Here is a 20715-nt window from a genome sequence, read left to right as displayed (position 1 = left end):
GAACTATGGAGGGGAAGATCATACAGATCATGGGACCCGTAGTGGATGTGGATTTTGAAGACTACTTACCCGCTATTTACGAAGCCTTGGACATCGTTTACGATTTTGAGGGAGAGAGTAAAAATCTTGTTTTAGAGGTGGCGGCACACTTAGGAGATAATCGTGTGCGCACCATTGCTATGGACATGACGGAGGGCCTTACACGAGGGCAGAAGGTTGTTGCGCGGGGCAAAATGATTGAGGTACCCGTGGGCGAAGAGGTGCTGGGGCGTATTTTCAATGTGGTGGGAGAGGTGATCGACGAGGGCGAACCCTTGAAAGAACCCACCACTTGGCCTATCCATAGAAATGCGCCTTCTTTCGATCAACAGAGCACCAAAACGGAGATGTTCGAAACAGGGATTAAGGTTGTGGACTTGCTCGCTCCTTATTCTAAGGGAGGTAAGGTTGGATTGTTTGGAGGGGCGGGAGTGGGCAAAACCGTTATTATTATGGAGCTCATCCATAATGTGGCTTATAAACACAGCGGGTATTCTGTCTTTGCCGGCGTGGGTGAGCGCACTAGAGAGGGTAATGACCTTTATCATGAGATGAAAGAAGGGGGAGTTTTAGACAAAGTTGCGCTTTGCTATGGACAGATGAATGAGCCTCCGGGGGCAAGAAATCGCATTGCCTTTACAGGGCTAACAATGGCCGAATACTTTAGGGATCAAAAAGGCTTGGACATTTTGATGTTCATTGACAACATTTTTAGATACGCCCAATCAGGTGCAGAGATGTCGGCTCTGCTAGGGCGTATTCCCTCTGCCGTGGGTTACCAGCCCACTTTGGCGAGCGAAATGGGTAAACTTCAAGAGCGCATCACCTCTACAAAAAATGGCTCGATCACTTCTGTGCAGGCGGTTTATGTGCCGGCTGATGACTTGACGGACCCAGCCCCTGCCTCAGTCTTCGCGCATTTAGATGCCACAACGGTGCTCAATCGCAAGATCGCTGAAAAGGGGATTTATCCGGCTGTGGACCCCTTAGATTCTACCTCTAGGATTTTAGACCCTCAAGTCATTGGTGAGGAGCATTACCGCGTGGCTACTGGTATCCAACAAATCTTGCAAAAATACAAGGATTTACAAGATATCATCGCAATCTTGGGGATGGATGAGCTTTCTGAAGAAGATAAGAAAGTTGTTGAGCGTGCGCGTAAAATTGAAAAATTTCTCTCCCAGCCTTTCTTTGTAGCGGAGGTTTTTACGGGCAGTCCCGGGAAATATGTGACTTTAAAGGAAAGTTTAGAAGGCTTTGGGGGGATTTTAGAGGGCAAATACGATGAGATTCCCGAGAATGCTTTTTACATGGTGGGCAATATTCAAGAGGTAGTAGAAAAATACGAGAAAATGAAAGCTGAGGGCAGCAAGGATAAAAAGAGCGCGTCATAAAGGACAGACATGGGATTGGTCGTGAGTATTGTCGTGCCCCAGGGGTTGATTTTTTCAGGAGAAGTGGATCGCATTACCTTGCCCGGGGCAGAGGGAGAGTTTGGAGTCTTGGAGGGGCATAGCAATATGGTGTCCTTGCTAAAAAGTGGGGTGATTGAGATTGAACGCAATCAGGAAAGCAGCTTAATTGCTATTAGTTGGGGTTATGTAGAGGTCAAGCATACTAGTGTGGATATTTTAGCTGATGGGGCGGTGTTTATTAAAGGTGATGACGAAGTTTACAAGGCTAAAAAGCTCTTGGAGGACGCCACTGCTGATAGGCTCGCCATTTCTAGCGTTATTGCGCGTATTGAAACGCGTGGCTTGAGGTAGGGCGTGGCCTCCTTACAGAATTTCATTTACGAAAGTGGGTTTGTTACCCTGGCTGTACTTCTTTGTCTTTCGCTTTATTTTATCTTGACTCTGTGGATATTCTTCTACAAGTATGTGGCGATCAAGACCAATATTCTCAAGGAGCGGCGCGCACTCGAAGCCCTTATGGCAGGCAATACGAGTCTGTTGAGCGTGAAATTCGATCTAGAGCGTTTCTCCAAAGAGCTCCTTTTGATCTGGAAAAATCAAGTGCTTCAACAGAACACGACGGGACTCGTTGTGCTAAGTATCATCGCGTCCACGGCACCTTTTATCGGATTATTCGGAACGGTGGTAGAGATTTTAGACGCTTTTGGACGCTTAGGCACACAGGTTTCCTTTGATGTGATCGCTCCTGTGATCTCTAAAGCACTTGTGGCTACAGCTGCGGGCATTTTAACTGCAATTCCGGCTTATTCTTTTTTCTTAATTCTCAAACGCAAGGTCTATGATCTTTCTGTCTGTGTACAGATGCAAATAGATTTTTTGGTGGCTAAGGAAAGCTGATCGTGTTCGAAGTGGAACACTGGGATGCGGACAAACCTGAACTTAACATCACACCTCTGGTAGATATCATGCTTGTCTTGCTGGCGATTTTGATGATTGCCACCCCCACGATCACTTACCAAGAAAAGATCAGTCTTCCCAGGGGTTCTAAAAATAAACAGACCACAAAGGGCACTGTTTTAGAAATCCGCATGGATTTTGCAGGTAAAATTTATGTTCACAACAAAGTCTATTCCTATAACACTTTTCCGAGTGCTTTCCGCGTTCTTGCAGCTTCCTATGATAAAAATACAGCGATTTATGTGCGTGCAGATAAGCGTCTAGCTTATGAGAAAATTATCTACTTACTCAAGAGTATCCGAGAAGCAGGTTTTGCTAAGGTTTCTCTAGTCACTAGTGCGTGATGAACAAAAAGCTTGTCGTCGGCTCAGGGGCTTTGGCTTGCTTGTGCTATGCTCTCCTTTTTGTTCTTCTACTCTCTACTAAACAAATGCAAAAGGTGCATATCCAAGAGAGTATGGACATCGCCTTAATCATGGATACTTTGCCAACCCCAGCCTCCAATCCTTTTCAAGATTTGGGTGTTAGCAGCATGTTTGCCTCTATCCCAGACAAAGAGCCTAGCGTTTCTAATGAGGCCCAAAATCAAGAACATCTTCAGGCTTTGGAGCGCACACAGGCATTTCTCAAAAATATCTCTTCTAATCAGCACCAACAAGCCCTAAAGGACTTGCAAAATAGTCTTAGCAATATTACAGAACAGCTCCAAACCCTGCAGCATAAAAGTATTGACTTTCAAATTCCCAAGGAGGAAAAGATATCCCAGGAGGAGTATCAAGCTTGGTTTCAAGAAATTTACAAAATTTTGTATGGGCATTGGAAGCTCAGTTTTAAGAAACCCGCATCGGTAGGAGCTTTGATCACCATTTCTGCTAATGGGCAATTTAGTTTTGCCATTGTGGAGTACTCTCCCTTTGCAGACTATAATCGAGAAATTGAAAACCTCTTAGCTTCTCTGCAAACTCAAAAATTCCCCCCCTATCCCAAGGGCTCCATCACCCTGAAGGTAAATTTCAAGACAAAGGATCAATGATGCGCATTCTCTGGATACTGCTAGCATGTTGGCAGACCTATCTCTTGGGTGTGGATGCTACTTTGGATATTGTGAAAGATATTGAAAAATTGCCCAAAGTGGAAGTGCGTTATCTTGATAATGCGCAAGAACCTTATCTCTCAAAAATTTACAATCTATTGCTCTCGGATCTGAGAATCAGTAACCATGTGGAAGTGGTTGGCGTGGGTGCACAGAGTGAAAATGTGGATTACACCACGATGGCAAACCAAGGAATCGCCTTGCTCGTCAGCCTACGAGTCGACAAACCAGATCAGATTAGCGTGCGTCTCTACGACATTACCCATCAGAATGTGCTGGGGGTCAAAGATTACACTTTTACAAAGAAGGAACTTTATCCTTTTATCGCACACCGCGTCGCAATTGACATTAACGATGCGCTCAAAGCCCCTTCTATTGCGTGGATGGATCGCTTTGTGGTTTTTGCAAAGTATCTAAAACCTGGAGTTACTAGTATTGTAGTTGCAGACTATAGTTTAACCTACCAACAAGATATCATTAACAACGGAATGCTCAATGTTTTCCCTAAATGGGCTGATGCGGAACAAAGTGCCATCTATTATACGCAGTATTTGCGCCAACCTACGATCATTAAATACAATTTGCGCAATGGCTCCAGTGAAGTGATCGCCCAAAGCGGTGGTATGGCCGCTGTCTCTAGTGTAAGTCAGAATGGGGAAAAATTACTCTTAACCCTAGCCCCAGAAGGTCAAAGCGATATTTTTCTCTACGATACACTGAAAAAAACTCGAACGCGCCTGACAAATTATCAAGGCATTGATGTGCTAGGGAATTTCGTCGACCACGAAAAGGCCATGGTGTTTGTTTCAGATCGAGCAGGCTATCCTAATGTTTATCTCAAGAAACTCAAAGCTGATGCCCCCATAGAACAGGTCATTTTCTATTCCAAGAATAACGATTCAGTCGCCACTTCAGGTGATAATATTGTCTATGTGAATCGTGAGGATCGCGATGCGAGTGGGCAAAGCAATTTTAATCTCCATCTCATCACACTGAAAAGTGATTATGTGCGCCGTTTGACGGCAGGTGGAGTGAATCAAATGCCACGCTTTTCTCGAGATGGACAAGCCATCATGTTCTTAAAAAAAGCGGCCCAGCAAAGTGCCCTGGGCGTTATCTTGCTAGACTACAATCAAAGCTACCTCTTTCCTTTAGAGGATGTGCAGATCCAGTCCTTTGATTGGTAGTTTAAGAGAGAAAAAGCTATAATGGAGGAATTGTTTTGCAAAATTGAGCTCAAAGGAGAGTTATGAATAAATGGGCAGTGGCTGGGGCCTTGGCCACCTTGTTAGTGATTGTGGGTTGTGGTGGTAAAGGGCAAGCGGGGCCAACACCCCAACCTCCACAAGCTCAGAGCATACAACCTCCAAGTGAGCAGCCCGTTCAAAACCAGACCGTTCAGCCTGAAGAAGCACATCAGGAAAGCACGCCAGCTCCAGAGCCTAGCCCTCATGTAGAAAGTGGAACGGTCGTGAGTCAGGTTTATTTTGATTTTGATAAGTATGACATCCGTGCGGATATGCAAGATGCTCTTGATCAGGGGGCAGAGAAAATCCAGGAATACAAAATGAAGGTGCTCTTGGAGGGCAATACAGATGAATTTGGCACAGGTGAATATAACTTTGCTTTAGGCAACAAGCGAGCCTTAAGTGTTAAGCAAGCCCTGGTTCTCAAGGGTATTGACGAGTCTGAGATTCAGGTCGTGAGTTTTGGAGAAACCAAACCAATTTGTCAAGAAAAAACCAAAGAGTGCTATCGAAAAAATAGAAGGGTAGATATTAAAGTCGTCGATTGATGTGTGTGCGTTATTGGCTATTGGTCGCAGGAGGGGCCCTAAGCCTCAGTGGTGGCGAGCCTTCTGCCTTTGACTTGCAGAGTGGAGCGACCAAGCAGGAACTGGGCGCGCTTAAATCTAGCAATAAGAATTTGGAGGGCATTATCACAGCCTTGAAGAGCCAGGCAGACTCTCTTTTGCAGAGTCAAGATGGTCTCAGGAGTCTTGTTGAGGGTCAGGGTTCTAAACTTAAAGAAGTCACTGACACTTTGAATACTTATAACGACACCTTAAAAACACTCAAAGCAACTCAGAGCATGCAGGAAAATGTGCTCAAGGAACAGGCAAGCTCAGTAGAGACTCTAAAATCTCAAGTGGAAGCTAATAAGAACTCACTCAGTCAACTGGATCAAAGACTTAATGAAATGAATAGTCTGCTCACTCGGATGAATACGGATTTTGCAACTAAATTAAAATCCATCCAGACATCTATCCAGGAGCAGGCAAATCTGAATGCCAAAAAACTTAAAGAGCTCGCCCAACTTCAAGCGAATGCGATGCAAAGAAAGACAACACCCGCTCCTGAGCAGGATGAAGTAACTTTTGAAAAAGACCCTGCTAAACGCCAACAAATTGCCCAGGAAGCCTTAAACCTCTATCGTCAAAAGCGTTTTGATCAAGCCCAAGCCCGTTTTGCGTGGTTGGGGGAAATAGATTATAAATCTGCATATCACTATTACATGGCAGGCGAAGCTGCTTACATGCAAAAGAAGTATAAGGACGCCATTGCCCTTTACAAGAAAAGTGCGCTCATTAAGGATAAAACAGAATATATGCCCATTTTGCTGTGGCACACAGCGTGGGCCTTTAAGTTCCTGGGTGATCAAAAAAATCACCGCAAGTTTCTGCGTTCATTGACCAATCTCTATCCAGAGAGCGAACAGGGCAAAAAAGCCTCGATAGCCTTAGATAAAAATCCTAAACTTAACTAATAAGGGTAACCATGACAACACAGACTAAACAAGTCGCTATCATTGAATATCAAGTGATTGACCCCCAGACTCGAGAAGTCATCGACTCCAATATCGGAAAGAAGCCTTTAGAATTTGTAGTGGGTGCAGGGCAGGTGATCGTAGGTGTGGAAAAAGCACTTGAAAAAGCGACTATTGGGGAAGTGCTCGTGGTGGACATTCCTCCTCAAGAAGCGTACGGAGAGTACCGCACGGATTATTTACAAGAGGTACCTAAAAGTCAATTTGAAGGAATCGAGTTAAAAAGAGGAATGACTTTGTTCGGACAGGGGGAAAATCAGGAAAGCGTGCAAGTTAGCGTTAAAGATTTTGGGAGCGAGATGGTTATGCTAGACTACAATCACCCATTGGCAGGCAAAACCCTCACCTTTCATATTAAACTTCTAGGTTTCAGAGAAGCTTTAGAGCAAGAGATTGCCAATGTGCACCATGCTTCTAAGCAGTGTTGTGGGGGCGGATGTGGCTGTAAACACTAAGCAAGATTACTAGGATTGTATGCACATTTTAAATCTTGGAATCATCGGGCTGGGCTGTGTGGGCATGGAGGTGGTCAACATTTTAGAGCGCAACCGCGCGTGGATTACACAACGCTGTGGCTGCACCTTACAAGTGCGCAAGGGAGTAGTACGCGATCTTTCTAAAAAGCGCGTGCTCAATTTTCCTCTTAGCGATCGTGTAGAGGATGTCTTAGAGGACGCAAGCATTGATATTGTTGTAGAATTAATGGGGGGAGTGCAGGAAGCCTTTAGCATCGCGCAACAGGCCCTTAAAAACAATAAGGCCTTTGTCACAGCCAATAAAGCAATGCTCGCACAACACTACCACACCCTACAATGTTTGACTAAGAGGGCCATTGGTTTTGAAGCCAGTGTGGGGGGTGGACTTCCCATTATCAGGGCGCTTAAAGACGGGTTGGGGGCTAATCAAATTCTTTATCTTGCGGGGATTTTGAATGGGACAAGTAATTTTATTTTAAATCAAATGGAGCTGGGCGCTCCCTTTAAAGAAGCCCTGCAACAAGCCCAAGCACTGGGCTATGCAGAAGCCGATCCCAGCTTGGACATCAGCGGAGAAGACAGTGCGCATAAACTCTTAATTCTAGCTACTCTAGCATTCCATACCCAACCTAATCTCAGCCATGTGGAAGGGATTGAACATATTGAATTCATAGATATTCAATATGCAAAACGCCTAGGATACCGCCTCAAACTCTTAGCCACCGCACGGTGTTGTGATCAACGATTAATGCTAGCCGTGCGCCCCACTCTCATCCCTCAAGCCCATTTTTTAGCCCAGGTGGATGGAGTGATGAATGGAGTGGTTGTGGGGGGAGATTGTGTGGGCGAAACTTTCTTTTATGGTGCGGGTGCAGGGGGCTTGGCAAGTGCTAGTGCAGTGGTGAGCGATCTGATGACTGTGGCTAGAAATCCTAATCCTGCACCTCCTTTAAGGACCCTTATGTACACAAATTTAGAGGTTTCTCAAGCCTATTATTTGCGCCTAGAATCTTTGGATTTAGACCAAATTATCACCACGCTCAAGGCCCATGCAATCCAACTATCCAGTTGCCAAGTAGAGCATCACAGAGTCTTCTGTATTACCAAGCCTACCACACAGCTTGCGATTCAAGAAGCGCTATTTAGTTTCCAAAAGCGCCAACAAAAACCATGCGCTTTGGCCATTTATGAGTCGCCATAAAGGCCTACAAGCAGAAAACCTAGCCTGTGCTTATCTACGTGATCATGGCTACACAATTGTAGCACGCAATTTTGCATGCCGTTTTGGTGAAATTGATATTATCGCACTTAAAGAAGGGGTGTTGCACTTTGTGGAAGTTAAGAGTTGCCAGCGTGGTGCCCCTATCCACGCACTCACGCCTACAAAATTGGAGCGCATCACTAAAACAATTCAAGTCTATCTGCAAACTTATACTAATTCGATGCCTTATTGTGTCGATGCGGTATTAATTCAGGGCACTTTACAAAACTACACAATCGAATGGCTGGAAAACATTGGTCTGTAGAGTAAAGGTGGACTTTATCTTTGGTGTTATAGAATACGCGGTCTCATTAATTTTAAGGAGTAATTATGGCGGATTATATTGAATTAACCAGTGAAAATTTTGAGAGTGTCACAGGTAGTGGTGTAGTTGTGGTAGATTTTTGGGCCCCCTGGTGCGGGCCTTGTAAAATGCTCTCCCCAGTGATTGATGAGCTCGCCAGCGAATACAAGGGTAAGGTTAAAGTCTGTAAGGTCAACACGGACGAACAGGAGGAGCTTTCTGCGAAGTTTGGGGTGAGAAGTATCCCCACTGTACTTTACATGAAAGATGGTGCGGTGCAAAACCAGACTGTGGGCGCGCTTTCCAAGCAAGCTCTCAAAGACCATATTGACAAATTACTATGATCGATTTAGCGATTATTGGAGGTGGGCCTGCGGGTCTAAGTGCGGGTCTTTATGCTACTAGAGGGGGCTTGAAAGATGTGGTGCTCTTTGAAAAGGGGATGCCTGGAGGACAGATCACGCAGAGCAGTGAGATTGAAAATTATCCAGGCGTGAAAGAAATCTTAAGTGGTATAGATTTCATGCAGCCCTGGCAGGAGCAATGTTTTCGTTTTGGTCTGAAACACGAGATGATTTCTGTGGTGCGCCTCAGTCGACAAGAGGAGCATTATGTCCTGCACTTGGAAGATGGGAAGTGCGTGGAAGCTAGAAGTGTAATTTTGGGCACAGGAGGCCGCCCTAAACGTACAGGCATCAAGGGTGAGGCAGAGTTTTGGGGCAGAGGGGTTAGTACCTGCGCCACTTGCGATGGTTTTTTTTACAAAAATAAGGAGGTAGCCGTTTTGGGAGGAGGGGATACTGCCCTGGAGGAGGCGATTTACCTCACGAAAATGTGCAGCAAGGTGCATTTGATCCATCGGCGCGAGCATTTTAGAGCCGCGCCCATCACCATTGAGCATGCTAGAAATAACCCTAAGATCGTGTTTTTAACTCCGACTGTGGTTGAAGAAATCCGAGGCGATGCTAGTGGTGTCAATTCCCTCTTGCTCAAAAATACACAGAACGGAGAGCTACAGGAGCTTCATGTGTCCGGCATTTTTATTTTTGTAGGCTATGAAGTCAACAACGAAATCCTCAAACAAGAGGATGGGAGCATGCTCTGTGCCTGTGATGACTACGGCTATGTGCTTGTGGACTTGTCTATGAAAACGAATTTGGAGGGTCTATTTGCCGCTGGAGATGTGCGCACTCAAGCACCCAAACAGGTGGTGTGTGCGGCTGGAGATGGTGCGGCAGCTGCGCTCTCTGCGATCGCTTATCTGGATGCACATCCTTGAATTGTCGCATCGGAATCTTTGGAGCAGGCAGAATGGGACGCCTGCTTGTGCAAGAGAGCAAGAAATACCCTAACTTATGCCTCTCTAGCGTTTTTGTGCGCAAGGGTCTTAGCCCTGCGTTGGTTCAAATCCTCCCTGAGAGTGCCTTTGTAACCAATGACTTAGAGCAGTTTTTAGCCCATTGCTCCCTAGTGATCGATTTTTCTCTTCCACAAGCCCTCCCTATTCTTTTAGAGGCTTTGTCTAAACATCCCTTACCCTTGGTTTCTGGAACAACAGGTTTGAGTGTGCAGGTTTGCCAAGATTTGCGCAATCTGGGTAAGCAGGTGCCTGTTTTATATGCTTCTAACATGTCCCTAGGCATGGCTACGCTTTACAAATTAGCCTCTTTGACAGCACAAGCCTTAAAACATGCAGATATTGAGATTGTAGAAGCACACCATCGTTACAAAAAAGATGCCCCGAGTGGAAGTGCGTTGCGTTTAGGTGAAGCGTGTGCGCAGGCAAGGGGATGGGATTTTGCGAAAGCATGTGCAATGCGTAGAGATGCTCAACGTCAAGAGCACGAGATTGGTTTTGCAAGTGTGCGGGGAGGAGATGTGGTGGGTAAACATGAAGTAGGGTTTTACTTAGATGGAGAGTATGTGGAGCTAAGACATGTTGTTACAGAGCGCAGTATTTTTGCCAAAGGTGCCTTAGAGGCAGCCAAGTGGCTTGCTGCGCAATCCCCAGGTTTCTATGGAATCGAACATCTCTACAAGTGATCGCATAGGCACTGGACATTGTGCAACTCTACTAGCTGTGTTGTCATGCAAAGGTATTGAGGGATCAGCGTGTTATTCCACGCCCTAGCGCGTCTTGAAACCAGCGCGTGGAATTCTTTGCTCCAACCTCTTACGCGGGGTGTCTCATTTTCTGCCCTTAATCGTAACTACATGCAGGCTATTACAGACGCTCAGAAACGCCGTAAGCGTGTATTCCCTTTACCTAATGCACTCTTTAAGGCCTTTGAAGTCACGCCCTTGGAATCTCTGCATACTGTGTTACTTGGCCAAGACCCCTACCATGGCACTTTTGAATACCAGAAACAAGAATATCCATTGGCTATGGGATTGAGTTTTAGTGTTCCTAGCCATGCCCCTATTCCTAAGAGCTTGCAAAATATTTACCAGGAATTGCATCAAAGTTTAGATATCCCAAAGCCAGCTCATGGGAATTTGCAAGCATGGGCAGAACAGGGTGTCTTACTCTTGAATGCGATTTTGAGTGTGGAACAAAACCAAGCCAAGTCGCATGCGCATCTAGGTTGGGAAGGTTTTACAGATCAAATTTTGAATCAACTTTCCAAGTTGGAGCGTCCGTTAGTGTTTATTTTTCTGGGTAAAGTAGCTCAGGAAAAGCGCAAATTTTTGGTCCATAACCCCCAGCACCTGATCTTGTCTGCTCCACATCCAAGCCCCCTCGCACAACATAGACCTCCATTTTTTCTAGGAAGCGAGGTCTTTTCGAAGGCACATGCATTTTTGCAAGAAAAGGGGATTAGCATGCAATGGGGCTTGACATCGTAGAGAAATTACGCTAGAATACGGGCTTTTGGAGAAATCTGATAGAAAAGAGACGGGGACGCAGAGAAACCCGGCCCCCACAGCGACGGGGACCGGGCGCAGGCACAACTAGTCTTGGTTGTTGCTGTTGTTATTGCTATTGTTGCTGTTGTTGTTATTGCGGTTGCTGTTGTTGCTGTTATTGCTATTGTTGCTGTTCCTGCTGTTATTGCTGTTGCTATTGTTGCTCATAGTCTGCTCCTTTCGTAAATTTGGAAACCTTCAATTTCCATGTGAGAAATATAGCATGCCTTCCGTTTACTTTGGTAAATGACTACATTGAACGACTAGTACCTTTTAGATGGCTACTAGGTTACTATGTTTCTCTTCCAACACCATTCAATATATTTTTTGACCCAAATACACCATTTGCCAGAGATATTAAAACCACCCACATGTCCGATGGCGTAGTGTGCTCCTAGAGAACAGACAAGGCCCTTAGATGTAAATACAAAAGGGGTTGTAGGTCTCTTATGCTCTAAAATCTGTGCGAAATGTGTGCCTAAATAAGTCCCCATTTGGCTCGCCAACTGCGCGCTAGGTGGGTAAAATTTACCCTCAGGTGATTTCAATAGAGCGCAATCGCCCAGCACAAAAACCCCTTCTTCTGATAAATCCATAGGTTCTAAAAAACCATTCACTTCTACCCTGCTGTGTAGACTCTTGAATAAGCTAGATTTCTGAATCACTGCATTTCCGCGCACGCCGCAAGTCCATACCAGAAAGTCTGCTAGAATCTCCCTACGCTCCTGGCCTTGCTCTACAAGCACCTTCCCACTTTGGCACTCTAGGATCTTGGCTCCTAGTTCTAATTTGATTCCTTTTTTTTGCAGATAGGCGATCCCTCTTTGCACTAATTTAGGGGTAAACATCGGTAAAATGCTCGGCATCGCCTCAACGCAGGTAAGCTGGTATGTCTTGGGGGCACATAGGCGAGGTAGTGTATCGCTCAGTGCTCCCACAAGCTCCACTCCACTCAACCCCCCCCCACATACCACCACATTGAAAGGGCGCGCTTGATCAAAAACCTTGATAGCATGTAAAAGAGCTTGGTGTGAGGCCTGCGCACCCGCGTAATTAGTTAAACCATGCGTGTATTCTTCAACGCCGAGTACCCCAAAGCTCTCGCGTGCAAAACCTAAGCCCACTATAAGATAGTTATAAGCGTAGGTCCCCAGCTCTCCAACGACATGCCCTTCTTGAATTTCCACCACACGATCTTGCACCAATTCTATCTCTGAAGGTAAAATTTGATTCAATTCTAAAGTGTAATGCCCATCGACACCTGCCAGCACTTCATGTAAGAGCACGCTAAAGTAATGTAAAGGTGAATCTGAGATTAAACAAATCTGGCATGACCTGCGCACTTGCGCACTCAACGATTTCAAAAAAGCAAGCGAGCCATAGCCCGCTCCCAACACAATAATCTTCATCACCACTGAATTGTAACGACAGGTTTAATGAAATTCTCTGGTTTGTCTTTCATCCACGCGAGGGCTTGGGCAATTTCCTCAAACCCTCCCTCTAATCTGTGTGTAATGATGGGCTTCACATCGAGCTTTTTGGTTTGCAACAAGCGCGCAAGCTTCTCCATGCGATAACGCCCTCCTGGAGTGAGGCCTCCTTTGATTGTTTTGTGGCCCATTCCCACATTCCATCCTAGTCGCGAGATGCGCAAATAATCCCCACATCCAAAATAATTGACATTGGACACCACACCACCGTTGATCACGCAATCACACGCATCGCTCAAAATATCAGTCCCTCCCCCTGCAATAAGCACCTTATCCACACCCACGCCTTTAGTAAATTCCATAATTTGCTCTTGCAAGGGTGCTTTTTTGAAGTCTACATAGTGGGTTGCGCCATAATGTTTATGCGCCACTTCGTAGCGAAAAGGCACACAATCCACAGCATAAATTTCAGATGCACCCATCAGATTGGCTCCTGCGAGTGCCATTAAACCTACAGGACCTAGTCCAATGACAGCCACTCTATCCCCAGGTTTAATATCCGCCTGTTCTGCGCAGTGAAAACCTGTGGTAACCATGTCACTAAGCATCACCGCATCTCTAAAATCCACATCTTCAGGCAAATGGCCTAAATTCCCATCTGCGTCATTAATATGAACTTGCTGTGCAAAAACACCATCCTTAAAATTGGAAAATTTCCAACCCGTTAAGGGCCCTTCTTCATGCTGAGGATAACCTCTCTGTGCTCCCGAAGTATTCCACTTAGGCGTGATTGCAGGGATGATCACCTTATCACCGGGTTTAAAATCCTGCACTAAAGCCCCCACTTCCAACACCTCGCCCACACCCTCATGCCCTAAAAACATATGATGTCGTTCCCCAATCCCCCCTTCATAACAAGTGTGCAGATCAGAAGTGCAAGGCGCAACGGCTAGAGGACGCACTAACGCGTCCAGTGGTCCACATTCAAGCCTTTTACGCACGGGCACTACACACTCTAAACTCTCTTTTTCAATGATACCAACCTTGCCAATCTCCAACATGGCAAAACCTTTAATCATAAGACACTCCTTCCATATCAAGATGAGGTGTCATTATAGTACACTTGAATGAATGTGCATTAGGCGTTTTCTTGTTCGCACACCTCGCAGGCATAAAGACCAAATAATAGGAGAAGCCAGGAAATGTAGATATAGGACATCAGGAACCAAAGAATAGAAATCGAACCATAGAGTTCGTGGTAGGTGCGGTTGTAGAGAACATAATAGACAAACCCCCATTTCATCACAGACCAGCACACACTCGTAATCAGACTCCATAGCAAGGGGTGGCGCATGCGTTTGAAAATCTTGTTGGTAGGTAGTAGAAACAAGATCACAAAGAAAACATATGCTCCTAACCAGCGCAAGAAAACTAATACCCACATGCTTTGGATAAATGCCTGTATCTGAATGTTGATAAAGACAACGGCTGGCAATACGACTAAAAAAACCACCCCCGTCCCAAAACCCCAGAAAACAAAAATCTTCTTTCCCCTAAAGCTGATGTAATCCCTGGGAGCAGCTTTGAGAATTTGGGAAGCGATGTAGCGGTAGTTTTCACAAAACAAAAAGAACGCCAAAGCAATGAAAGCAATTTCTACAACCCCCAGTGTGCGATCATTGCGCATGAATGACTTAAGGAAGAACTGACTGACATGGACAAAATCGGGGCTATTAGGAAAGAAAAAACTCTCAATCTCAAAAGTTTTAGAAAAAGGACTGACAAAAATCAGCGCCATAAAGAGCAAAATAGGAGACAGAGACAAAATCGTGTAAAAACTCAAAGAAGAAGCGTAGTAGAAAATCCGTGCTATCTCGTCTAAGTGCCTCTTGAGCTTAGGACTCAGAAGATATTCACACGCGTAAAAAATTCCCGCCACTATTTCAAATGCGCGCGTTATTAACGCACGCAACTTGGCCCACATTAATGGCAGGTCGTTGCGATCGTCAATCCATAACTTTTGAGCATGTCCAAATCTTTGGCAGGTGCATCACCCTTTGTGGTCAAGTAGTCCCCCAATACAATCGCATCCACACCGCAATCAAAGATTTCCTTTTGCATATCCTTAAACACAACTTCTCGCCCTCCTGCAATCATCAGGCGTGTCTTGGGTAAAAATTCTTTGGCTAAAACCAAGCACTCTAAGGCCTCTTGCGCATCCAGAACATCTTGCTTAATGGGTAGAGCAGGATTGGGAATGAAGAAATTAATGGGAGTTGTAGCTGGAGTTAAGGACTGCAAGGCACGCAACATTTCAATGCGTTCCTGGTAAGTTTCACCCAGTCCAAAGATTCCTCCGCTACACAAGCTCAAGCCTACTTCCAGCACATTTTCACAGGTTTCAAAACGCTCCTGCCATGGGTGCGTGGAACAAATTTGAGGGAAAAAACTCTGTGCGGTTTCCAAATTATGGTTATAGCTGTCAATCCCATTTTCTTTGAGAAAGGTCAAAGAATCTTTATCTGCCCTACCACAGCATGCAATGAGGTGTAGCTCGGGCTCTTCTTGTTTGATGGCGCGTGCTAAGCTGGCAATGTAGTCGCATTTTTTGTGATCCAACCCCCTCCCTGAAGTGACTAAACAAAACCCTAAAGCCCCAAAACTCCGCCAATGTTTTGCTTCTAAAACCACATCCTCCACTTTTTTATATTTGTAGCGCTTAATCTTGCCCTGATGATGCGAACTCTGTGTGCAGTAGGCACAATCCTCGCTGCAATCCCCGCTACTGACATTAGAAATGGAACACAGGAAAATCTCTTGCATAAAGACCTTTCAATGATTAGGCAAGAGAGCCAAAGAATCGAACTCTGCAGCGCTTAGGACACCTAAACGCCCATTGGGTTTGAAGCCCAAGGCACGCACCAGCCATGCTCGCTCTCCATGGGAGAGTATAGCAAAAAGCCTTGCTACACAAGTTTAATTTCTGCTTGAGGAATTGCTTACACACCACTATCCTTGCACTAATTTATGCTATAATGCCCGCCTAGAAATTGGGGCATCAGCCCGTAGAGCAAAAGCCATGGGGTCTGTCGGTGGTTGGGCTTTGGTGATCCCAAAATTCCCCAGCTTGAGCTGTGAGGGGTGTGTTTAAAAGGAGAAACATGATAGCTCGGTGTCTTAAACTTTCTTTGGTTGTCTTAGTCCCGGTGATGCTCCAGGCTGCTTCTCACTCTGCTCCTGGCTGGTATGAAAATTTCAAGGGTGACTCGGCGTATTTTTATGGGAATGGCTCTGGGGAGAGCAAGGAGATTGCTAAACAAAAAGCCCTCAACGATTTGGCTAGTAGCATTGTCGTCAGTGTGTCCTCTACAACTACCAGTCAGACTATGCGGAATAATAAGACCCTAGATAAGCACTCTTCGCAAGATATTCGTCTAGTTGTGGATTCGATCAAGTTTGTCAATGTTAAAACAGACAAGCAGGAATGCACGCGCCATGGTTGCTATACACGCCTCAAACTCAACAAGGACATGTTCTTGAACACGCTGGCCAAGCGTTACAGCAATCTCTATAACAATCTCAGTGCGCTGCACCCTCAAGAGGGTTGTAAGGGGATATTTTTGAAGGAGATGCAGAAGTTGCAGAGTGCGGTCTCCCAGGCCATGCCCCTGCAGGAAATCCTCAATGCTTATGGGCGCGGGGTGGCCTCTTTAGCTCCCTATCAGGAGCTGATCAAGGAAAACAGCCCCCACCCCAAGGCAAATCTCATCTACGCGCCTGGCTCAGATGAAGAAATTGCAGATGCCCTCACGGGGCAGTACGCGCGCTTTATCCAGCAGTCCGATGCGCCCGGTTTGTACCGTATTGAGAATAAAATCTATGAAAGCACCGCTAATGGGTTGTTCCACATCGGACTCAGCCTCAATATCAAGGATTGTCAGGGCAATATTGTCTACTCTAAAACTCTGAGCGCAGATCAGCCCGATCGTAGCGCCGCTATTGAGCGCATCAAAGCCCAAGCCTTTAAGCAATTACGCAATTACCAGCAGGGTGTGGGCGCGGGCACGGCCGATGTCAATAATAATAAAATAGATTTCTAGTCTATTACCCGCTCCAATAAATCTATTAGCAATGTTATGGGTCACAGGCTCCCCGTAGTTAGAGATAGGGCCTTAGGGCGTGGGTAGTCGACATACTACAATGAGGGTTTTAAGGAGGTGAGAGATGGTGCGTTTTTGGGTACTATGGGTTTTTAGCGCGGGGATGGTGCTGGCCCAGGGAGCAGAGAGCTTTTTTGGCGCAATCGAAGCTCAATTAAAGAGCAACACTGCTAAGGGTATCTTAATGCTGATTTTCATCGGCATTGCCTTTTATGTGTGGCGCAATCTGGATCGTTGGCGTGAAATTTTCTTTACAATCTTAGGAGTGGTGCTAGGGATCATGCTCTTTTTCAAGGCCCCTGCTTTGGCTTCATGGTTTATGGAGTTATTCTGATGGGTTCTACTTATCCCGTATTAGTGGTGTCTGTGCCCAATCTCAAAGAAATTTCTACAAAAGACAAGTTTCTTTGGCTCAATGCAAAATCTTGGATTTTATCCATCTTCATTCCCTTTGTGCTCTTCCCATGGTTGGGTATTCTCTACGCCTTACTTCTCTATGCCGGGTTTTTACTGCTCTTCAGTGTTTTAGAGTTTTTTGATGAGGACATTGCCGACATTCTAGTTGCCCGCTCGCAAATCAAGACCCCTAGCAATGATTTTTATGCCTGAGCGTTTAGGTCAGCCAAGATATGATCCACAATCGCGCGCGCGCCGTTGCCAGCTATCCTTTCTCTGAGCTTTAGGCTCACTTGAGAAATGTGCAACCCTTGTGTTTTAGGGGTTTGCAACCACTCAATGAAGTCAAAAAGTTGAGAGGGGTGTAAATCCTCTTGGAGGACAATCTTAGCTAAACTATCTTGTTCAAATTCCAAGGCATTGAAATACTGGTGATTCTTGGCGGCATAAGGATAGGGAACAAACATAGCGGGCAAATTATTGGCACAGAGCTCCCACACACTGCTAGCTCCTGCCCGACTCACACAAATATCTGCCTGTTGCATTTTTTCCACTAAATTTGGCTCAAAGGCAAATAAGTCGACCATGTCTAAAATACCCAAATCTTGATAGAGAGTGGCCACGCGCTCGTAAGCAAGTGTGCCACACTGGTGGAGAATTTTTAAACCTCTCTGGAGGAGTTCTTTTGCGCATGAGAGGGCAAATGTGTTGATGGCACTAGCCCCCTGCGAACCTCCCAAAAATAAAATCGTGTTAATTTGGTTGCGGATACGGGCTTTCTCAAAAAAGACCTGTTGCACAGGGTAGGGGGTTTTACAAAACTTCGCCCCCGCATTCTGGTTTTCAAAGCTACCAAAAACGCGTTTGGCATAGGGAGTGACATATTTATTAAGTGTGCCTTGAATCGCGTTTTGCTCGTGCACATAAAGAGGAGTGCCCGAAAAGATACTAGCTAAACTGCCCGGTCCAGCACTAAAGCCACCCACACTGATAAGAGCCCGCACCCGGTGTTTTTTCAGCAAACCTAGGGCTATCCTAGCCCCCTTAAGTTGTGCCCACAGAGCTGGAATTCTCTTCCAAAAGTCCTTATTGACCACCCCGCTACTCTCCAAGAAATAGCGTTCCACAAATAGGGGGCTGTTTTCAAACCAGCCACGATCTTGGCCTGTGGTGCTCCCAATATAAATGAGCTCCTGACCTTGACTTCTAAACTCTTGGGCTAGAGCCTTGGCAATACACAAATGCCCCCCTGTTCCCCCACCGCTAATAGCAAGCACGGCCTAATAGCTAGCCTGTAAGGTTGCCTGAACAGGAGGCACAAAGGATTTAATCGTTTCTCTGAACCCAAAATCTGGATAATCCATAATAGAGAGGGGGATTTGAGCGGCATAACCATTATTGGGGTTGAAGATCAAGGGTGCTAGGAAATTGACCATGGAATCTTCCAAATTCTTTTGGACGACGACCACGCAATAAACCTCCACTTCAGAGCTAGAGTCTAGCTCTAAGAGTAATTCTATGTACTTGGGAATGCTAAAGCTGTACTCTCTAAGTTTGTAAGGGTTGGCCAAGACTAGACTGATCGTGCCATCTAAGCTACTCACTTTGCTGAAGAGGTCGTCGATCTTAGTGAGCTCAACCTCCATGATATTTTCAAATCCAAGAATAGGTGCCTTGAGTTGGTAATGCATGCTGTTCCTTTAAGCAAATATGCTAACTCTTCAGCAAAAGCCGTTCCAAAAACTCGAGGGGATTTGAGGAGGTGGCGGACAGGGAGGGATTCGAACCCTCGGTAACCTTGCAGCTACGCATCCTTAGCAGGGATGTGGTTTCAGCCAACTCACCCACCTGTCCTTCAGACACAAAGGCGCATTATAACGATCTAAAGTTAACAGACATCTTAAGAGGACAACCTTTCTTTATTTGTCGGTAATAATCCTAGCAAACTTCACCCAAATACACTTGCTACTACATTGAATACCGACTTAATTCCGCTAGCAACAGACTTAGCTACACTGACAACACTATTCACCACAGACCTAACTGCGCTTACTGCAGTGGAGACAACAGATTTAGCCACTTGAGCGATGCCCTGTCCCACTGCTGAACCTGCCATATATCCAAGTGTTCCGCCTATAAAACCACCCACAGCCGCCCCCACTGGTCCTAAAAAAGCTCCAATAGCTGCCCCCACTTCTGCACCCTTAGCCGCTGCAACAACACCAGCCATGGTGGACATAGTTGTTTCATTGAGTTTTTCAATCGTCTGTTCACCAGTGAGTTTGCCTTGAGCGTATTGGTAAAGCACTTTGATATTTTCTATGGCAGTACTAGCCACCGCCACAAAGACATTTTTAGACCCCAACACTTTAGGCAAAATCCCCTTTTCTGCTGCCACTTTGATCGTGGCAGCTAGCGCGCTCTTTGCCCCCGTGTCTGCTCCGCTGACAAGGGCACGCTTGGTGATTTCTTGCACCTTTTGTTGGTCTAATTTTTCTCCAGAAAAAATATGTGAAACCACATCTATGCCTAGAGAAAACCCTGCCCCATAGAGTGCGCTTTTACCCGCCTCTTTGCCTATACCCCTAGCTAAATCTTTGGCTTGATAATCATTGTAATCTTTTTGGGGGATTTCATTCTTTTGTTGGGCTTTTGTTTGTAACTCTTTAGCCTCTGCCTTGCTTAAAGGCTGGCTGGTCGTGCCATCGGGGGCTTCTATTTTGTCCGTAACTTTAAGCCCTTGTGCCTCTAGCTGTGCCTTTTGCTCGCCAGGGACTAATTTTTGTTGCCCGCGATAGTCGCCCTTTTCAAAAAGTTCTTTTGTACTCTGTGCGTCCTGCCCACATTTGGATTGGTAGCGGCTAACAATCTTACCCTCTGCGTCTTTTACCACAATATCCACGCCATTTTTGGTGTATCTGCCCTCGGGTGTAAGTACCTCGGCTCGATACTCTGAACCTCTCGCAGTAGCGTTGAGATTATGTTGATTCACATGCTGTTGCTCGGCAATCAAGCCATCTAAATTGGGGTTTTGGCTAATCACCCCCTCGTTAGTGAGTAAGGCACTTTGCATTTCATAGTTAGCTTGCTGGATCGCCTGATCTAGGTTATTCAGATAGGGCATAGCCTCTTGGGTGGCTAGGTTTTGGGTGGCTCTGTGTATTTCGCTCGCCAGCCATTGCTCTTTGGTGCGTCCATTTTCTAGGGCTTTTTCTAGGGATTGTTTTTTTGCCTCATAAATTTTAACTTCTGCCTCTATCTCCTCTCTAATTGCCTTGGCATTACTTTCGGGCAACTCTATAGCTAATTGCGCCTCAATGCCCGCCATGCCGTCTTTTTCTTGTGCCTCTAAGAAACGCCCTAGAATTGCGCTAAAAGCGTGGGCTTGCTCGGGAGTGAATGTAGGTAGGGAGTTAGACAGAGGGGTTAAAACAAGAACATCAGACTGCAT

General features: G+C 45.7%; 26 protein-coding genes and 2 tRNA genes. 19 read left to right on the top strand and 9 right to left on the bottom strand.

Annotated features, from left to right (window positions below; all coding sequences use genetic code 11):
* The first annotated feature begins 5 nt into the window (after nt 1-5).
* From atpD to C6H04_RS08265, 16 genes are all read left to right on the top strand, one after another.
* Nucleotides 6-1433, top strand: coding sequence for a F0F1 ATP synthase subunit beta (atpD, locus tag C6H04_RS02920; RefSeq protein WP_104696115.1), 1428 nt, complete (start codon nt 6-8; stop codon nt 1431-1433).
* Nucleotides 1434-1442: 9 nt separating this feature from the next.
* A complete protein-coding gene (gene atpC, locus C6H04_RS02915; protein ID WP_104696079.1) occupies nt 1443-1805 on the top strand; it encodes an ATP synthase F1 subunit epsilon in 363 nt (120 codons plus the stop codon).
* Between the two features lie 3 nt (nt 1806-1808).
* Nucleotides 1809-2351 (top strand): MotA/TolQ/ExbB proton channel family protein, encoded by a 543-nt coding sequence (locus C6H04_RS02910; protein WP_104696080.1) that lies wholly within the window; start codon nt 1809-1811, stop codon nt 2349-2351.
* 2 nt (nt 2352-2353) lie between these two features.
* Entirely contained in the window at nt 2354-2755 is a 402-nt protein-coding gene (locus C6H04_RS02905) for an ExbD/TolR family protein (protein ID WP_104732278.1), read from the top strand.
* Complete coding sequence (locus tag C6H04_RS02900; RefSeq protein WP_104732277.1) at nt 2755-3444, top strand: TonB C-terminal domain-containing protein; 690 nt, start codon at nt 2755-2757, stop codon at nt 3442-3444. The genes C6H04_RS02905 and C6H04_RS02900 overlap by 1 nt, the downstream gene beginning before the upstream one ends.
* Nucleotides 3444-4691 carry a Tol-Pal system protein TolB gene (tolB, locus tag C6H04_RS02895; RefSeq protein WP_104696083.1) on the top strand — a complete coding sequence of 416 codons (1248 nt, stop codon included), beginning with the start codon at nt 3444-3446 and terminating at the stop codon, nt 4689-4691. The genes C6H04_RS02900 and tolB overlap by 1 nt, the downstream gene beginning before the upstream one ends.
* A 62-nt stretch (nt 4692-4753) precedes the next feature.
* Nucleotides 4754-5299: an OmpA family protein gene (locus C6H04_RS02890; RefSeq protein WP_104696084.1), complete on the top strand. Its 546-nt coding sequence runs from the start codon at nt 4754-4756 to the stop codon at nt 5297-5299.
* Nucleotides 5299-6270: a tetratricopeptide repeat protein gene (locus C6H04_RS02885; protein ID WP_104732276.1), complete on the top strand. Its 972-nt coding sequence runs from the start codon at nt 5299-5301 to the stop codon at nt 6268-6270. Before C6H04_RS02890 ends, C6H04_RS02885 begins: the two co-directional genes overlap by 1 nt.
* Nucleotides 6271-6281: 11 nt before the next feature.
* Complete coding sequence (locus C6H04_RS02880; protein WP_104696086.1) at nt 6282-6785, top strand: FKBP-type peptidyl-prolyl cis-trans isomerase; 504 nt, start codon at nt 6282-6284, stop codon at nt 6783-6785.
* Between the two features lie 19 nt (nt 6786-6804).
* Entirely contained in the window at nt 6805-8007 is a 1203-nt protein-coding gene (locus C6H04_RS02875; protein ID WP_104732275.1) for a homoserine dehydrogenase, read from the top strand.
* A complete protein-coding gene (locus tag C6H04_RS02870; protein WP_104696088.1) occupies nt 7994-8332 on the top strand; it encodes a YraN family protein in 339 nt (112 codons plus the stop codon). The genes C6H04_RS02875 and C6H04_RS02870 overlap by 14 nt, the downstream gene beginning before the upstream one ends.
* Nucleotides 8333-8397: 65 nt before the next feature.
* Nucleotides 8398-8715, top strand: a complete 318-nt coding sequence (gene trxA, locus C6H04_RS02865; RefSeq protein ID WP_104696089.1) for a thioredoxin — start codon at nt 8398-8400, stop codon at nt 8713-8715.
* Nucleotides 8712-9650 (top strand): thioredoxin-disulfide reductase, encoded by a 939-nt coding sequence (gene trxB / locus C6H04_RS02860; RefSeq protein WP_104696090.1) that lies wholly within the window; start codon nt 8712-8714, stop codon nt 9648-9650. The genes trxA and trxB overlap by 4 nt, the downstream gene beginning before the upstream one ends.
* Entirely contained in the window at nt 9647-10414 is a 768-nt protein-coding gene (dapB, locus tag C6H04_RS02855; RefSeq protein ID WP_104696091.1) for a 4-hydroxy-tetrahydrodipicolinate reductase, read from the top strand. Before trxB ends, dapB begins: the two co-directional genes overlap by 4 nt.
* A gap of 69 nt (nt 10415-10483) precedes the next feature.
* On the top strand, nt 10484-11218 hold the full coding sequence (gene ung / locus C6H04_RS02850; RefSeq protein ID WP_104696092.1) for a uracil-DNA glycosylase: 735 nt from the start codon (nt 10484-10486) through the stop codon (nt 11216-11218).
* Between the two features lie 111 nt (nt 11219-11329).
* Nucleotides 11330-11464: a hypothetical protein gene (locus C6H04_RS08265; protein ID WP_267892225.1), complete on the top strand. Its 135-nt coding sequence runs from the start codon at nt 11330-11332 to the stop codon at nt 11462-11464.
* Between the two features lie 98 nt (nt 11465-11562).
* On the opposite strand, the gene C6H04_RS02845 is transcribed toward C6H04_RS08265, so the two are convergent.
* From C6H04_RS02845 to C6H04_RS07900, 5 genes are all read right to left on the bottom strand, one after another.
* A complete protein-coding gene (locus C6H04_RS02845) occupies nt 11563-12687 on the bottom strand; it encodes an NAD(P)/FAD-dependent oxidoreductase (protein WP_104696093.1) in 1125 nt (374 codons plus the stop codon).
* Nucleotides 12687-13787 carry an NAD(P)-dependent alcohol dehydrogenase gene (locus tag C6H04_RS02840; protein WP_104732274.1) on the bottom strand — a complete coding sequence of 367 codons (1101 nt, stop codon included), beginning with the start codon at nt 13785-13787 and terminating at the stop codon, nt 12687-12689. Before C6H04_RS02840 ends, C6H04_RS02845 begins: the two co-directional genes overlap by 1 nt.
* A 59-nt stretch (nt 13788-13846) precedes the next feature.
* Complete coding sequence (locus C6H04_RS02835; RefSeq protein WP_104732273.1) at nt 13847-14692, bottom strand: YihY family inner membrane protein; 846 nt, start codon at nt 14690-14692, stop codon at nt 13847-13849.
* A complete protein-coding gene (locus tag C6H04_RS02830) occupies nt 14692-15531 on the bottom strand; it encodes a biotin synthase (protein WP_104696096.1) in 840 nt (279 codons plus the stop codon). The genes C6H04_RS02835 and C6H04_RS02830 overlap by 1 nt, the downstream gene beginning before the upstream one ends.
* A 21-nt stretch (nt 15532-15552) precedes the next feature.
* Nucleotides 15553-15647, bottom strand: a tRNA-Sec gene (locus tag C6H04_RS07900).
* A 222-nt stretch (nt 15648-15869) separates the two neighbouring features.
* On the opposite strand from C6H04_RS07900, the gene C6H04_RS02825 reads away from it, so the two are divergent.
* The 3 genes from C6H04_RS02825 to C6H04_RS02815 all read left to right on the top strand — a co-directional run bounded on the left by C6H04_RS02825 (nt 15870) and on the right by C6H04_RS02815 (nt 17477).
* On the top strand, nt 15870-16808 hold the full coding sequence (locus C6H04_RS02825) for an LPP20 family lipoprotein (RefSeq protein WP_104732272.1): 939 nt from the start codon (nt 15870-15872) through the stop codon (nt 16806-16808).
* A 124-nt stretch (nt 16809-16932) separates the two neighbouring features.
* Entirely contained in the window at nt 16933-17202 is a 270-nt protein-coding gene (locus tag C6H04_RS02820) for a TrbC/VirB2 family protein (RefSeq protein WP_104696098.1), read from the top strand.
* The gene (locus tag C6H04_RS02815; RefSeq protein ID WP_104732271.1) at nt 17202-17477 is read left to right on the top strand and encodes a competence protein ComB; all 276 of its coding nucleotides are present in this window, start codon (nt 17202-17204) and stop codon (nt 17475-17477) included. Before C6H04_RS02820 ends, C6H04_RS02815 begins: the two co-directional genes overlap by 1 nt.
* On the opposite strand, the gene murG is transcribed toward C6H04_RS02815, so the two are convergent.
* The 4 genes from murG to C6H04_RS02795 form a co-directional block, all read right to left on the bottom strand.
* A complete protein-coding gene (gene murG, locus C6H04_RS02810; RefSeq protein ID WP_104732270.1) occupies nt 17468-18541 on the bottom strand; it encodes an undecaprenyldiphospho-muramoylpentapeptide beta-N-acetylglucosaminyltransferase in 1074 nt (357 codons plus the stop codon). The genes C6H04_RS02815 and murG overlap by 10 nt on opposite strands.
* A gap of 3 nt (nt 18542-18544) precedes the next feature.
* The gene (fliW, locus tag C6H04_RS02805; protein ID WP_104696101.1) at nt 18545-18955 is read right to left on the bottom strand and encodes a flagellar assembly protein FliW; all 411 of its coding nucleotides are present in this window, start codon (nt 18953-18955) and stop codon (nt 18545-18547) included.
* A gap of 72 nt (nt 18956-19027) precedes the next feature.
* Nucleotides 19028-19118: transfer RNA gene (locus tag C6H04_RS02800), tRNA-Ser, on the bottom strand.
* A gap of 94 nt (nt 19119-19212) precedes the next feature.
* Nucleotides 19213-20715 carry a hypothetical protein gene (locus C6H04_RS02795; protein ID WP_104732269.1) on the bottom strand — a complete coding sequence of 501 codons (1503 nt, stop codon included), beginning with the start codon at nt 20713-20715 and terminating at the stop codon, nt 19213-19215.

Origin of the sequence: Helicobacter salomonis (assembly GCF_900197775.1) — a bacterium.
Classification (GTDB): domain Bacteria; phylum Campylobacterota; class Campylobacteria; order Campylobacterales; family Helicobacteraceae; genus Helicobacter; species Helicobacter salomonis.
This window is presented reverse-complemented; position numbering and strand designations above follow the sequence as displayed.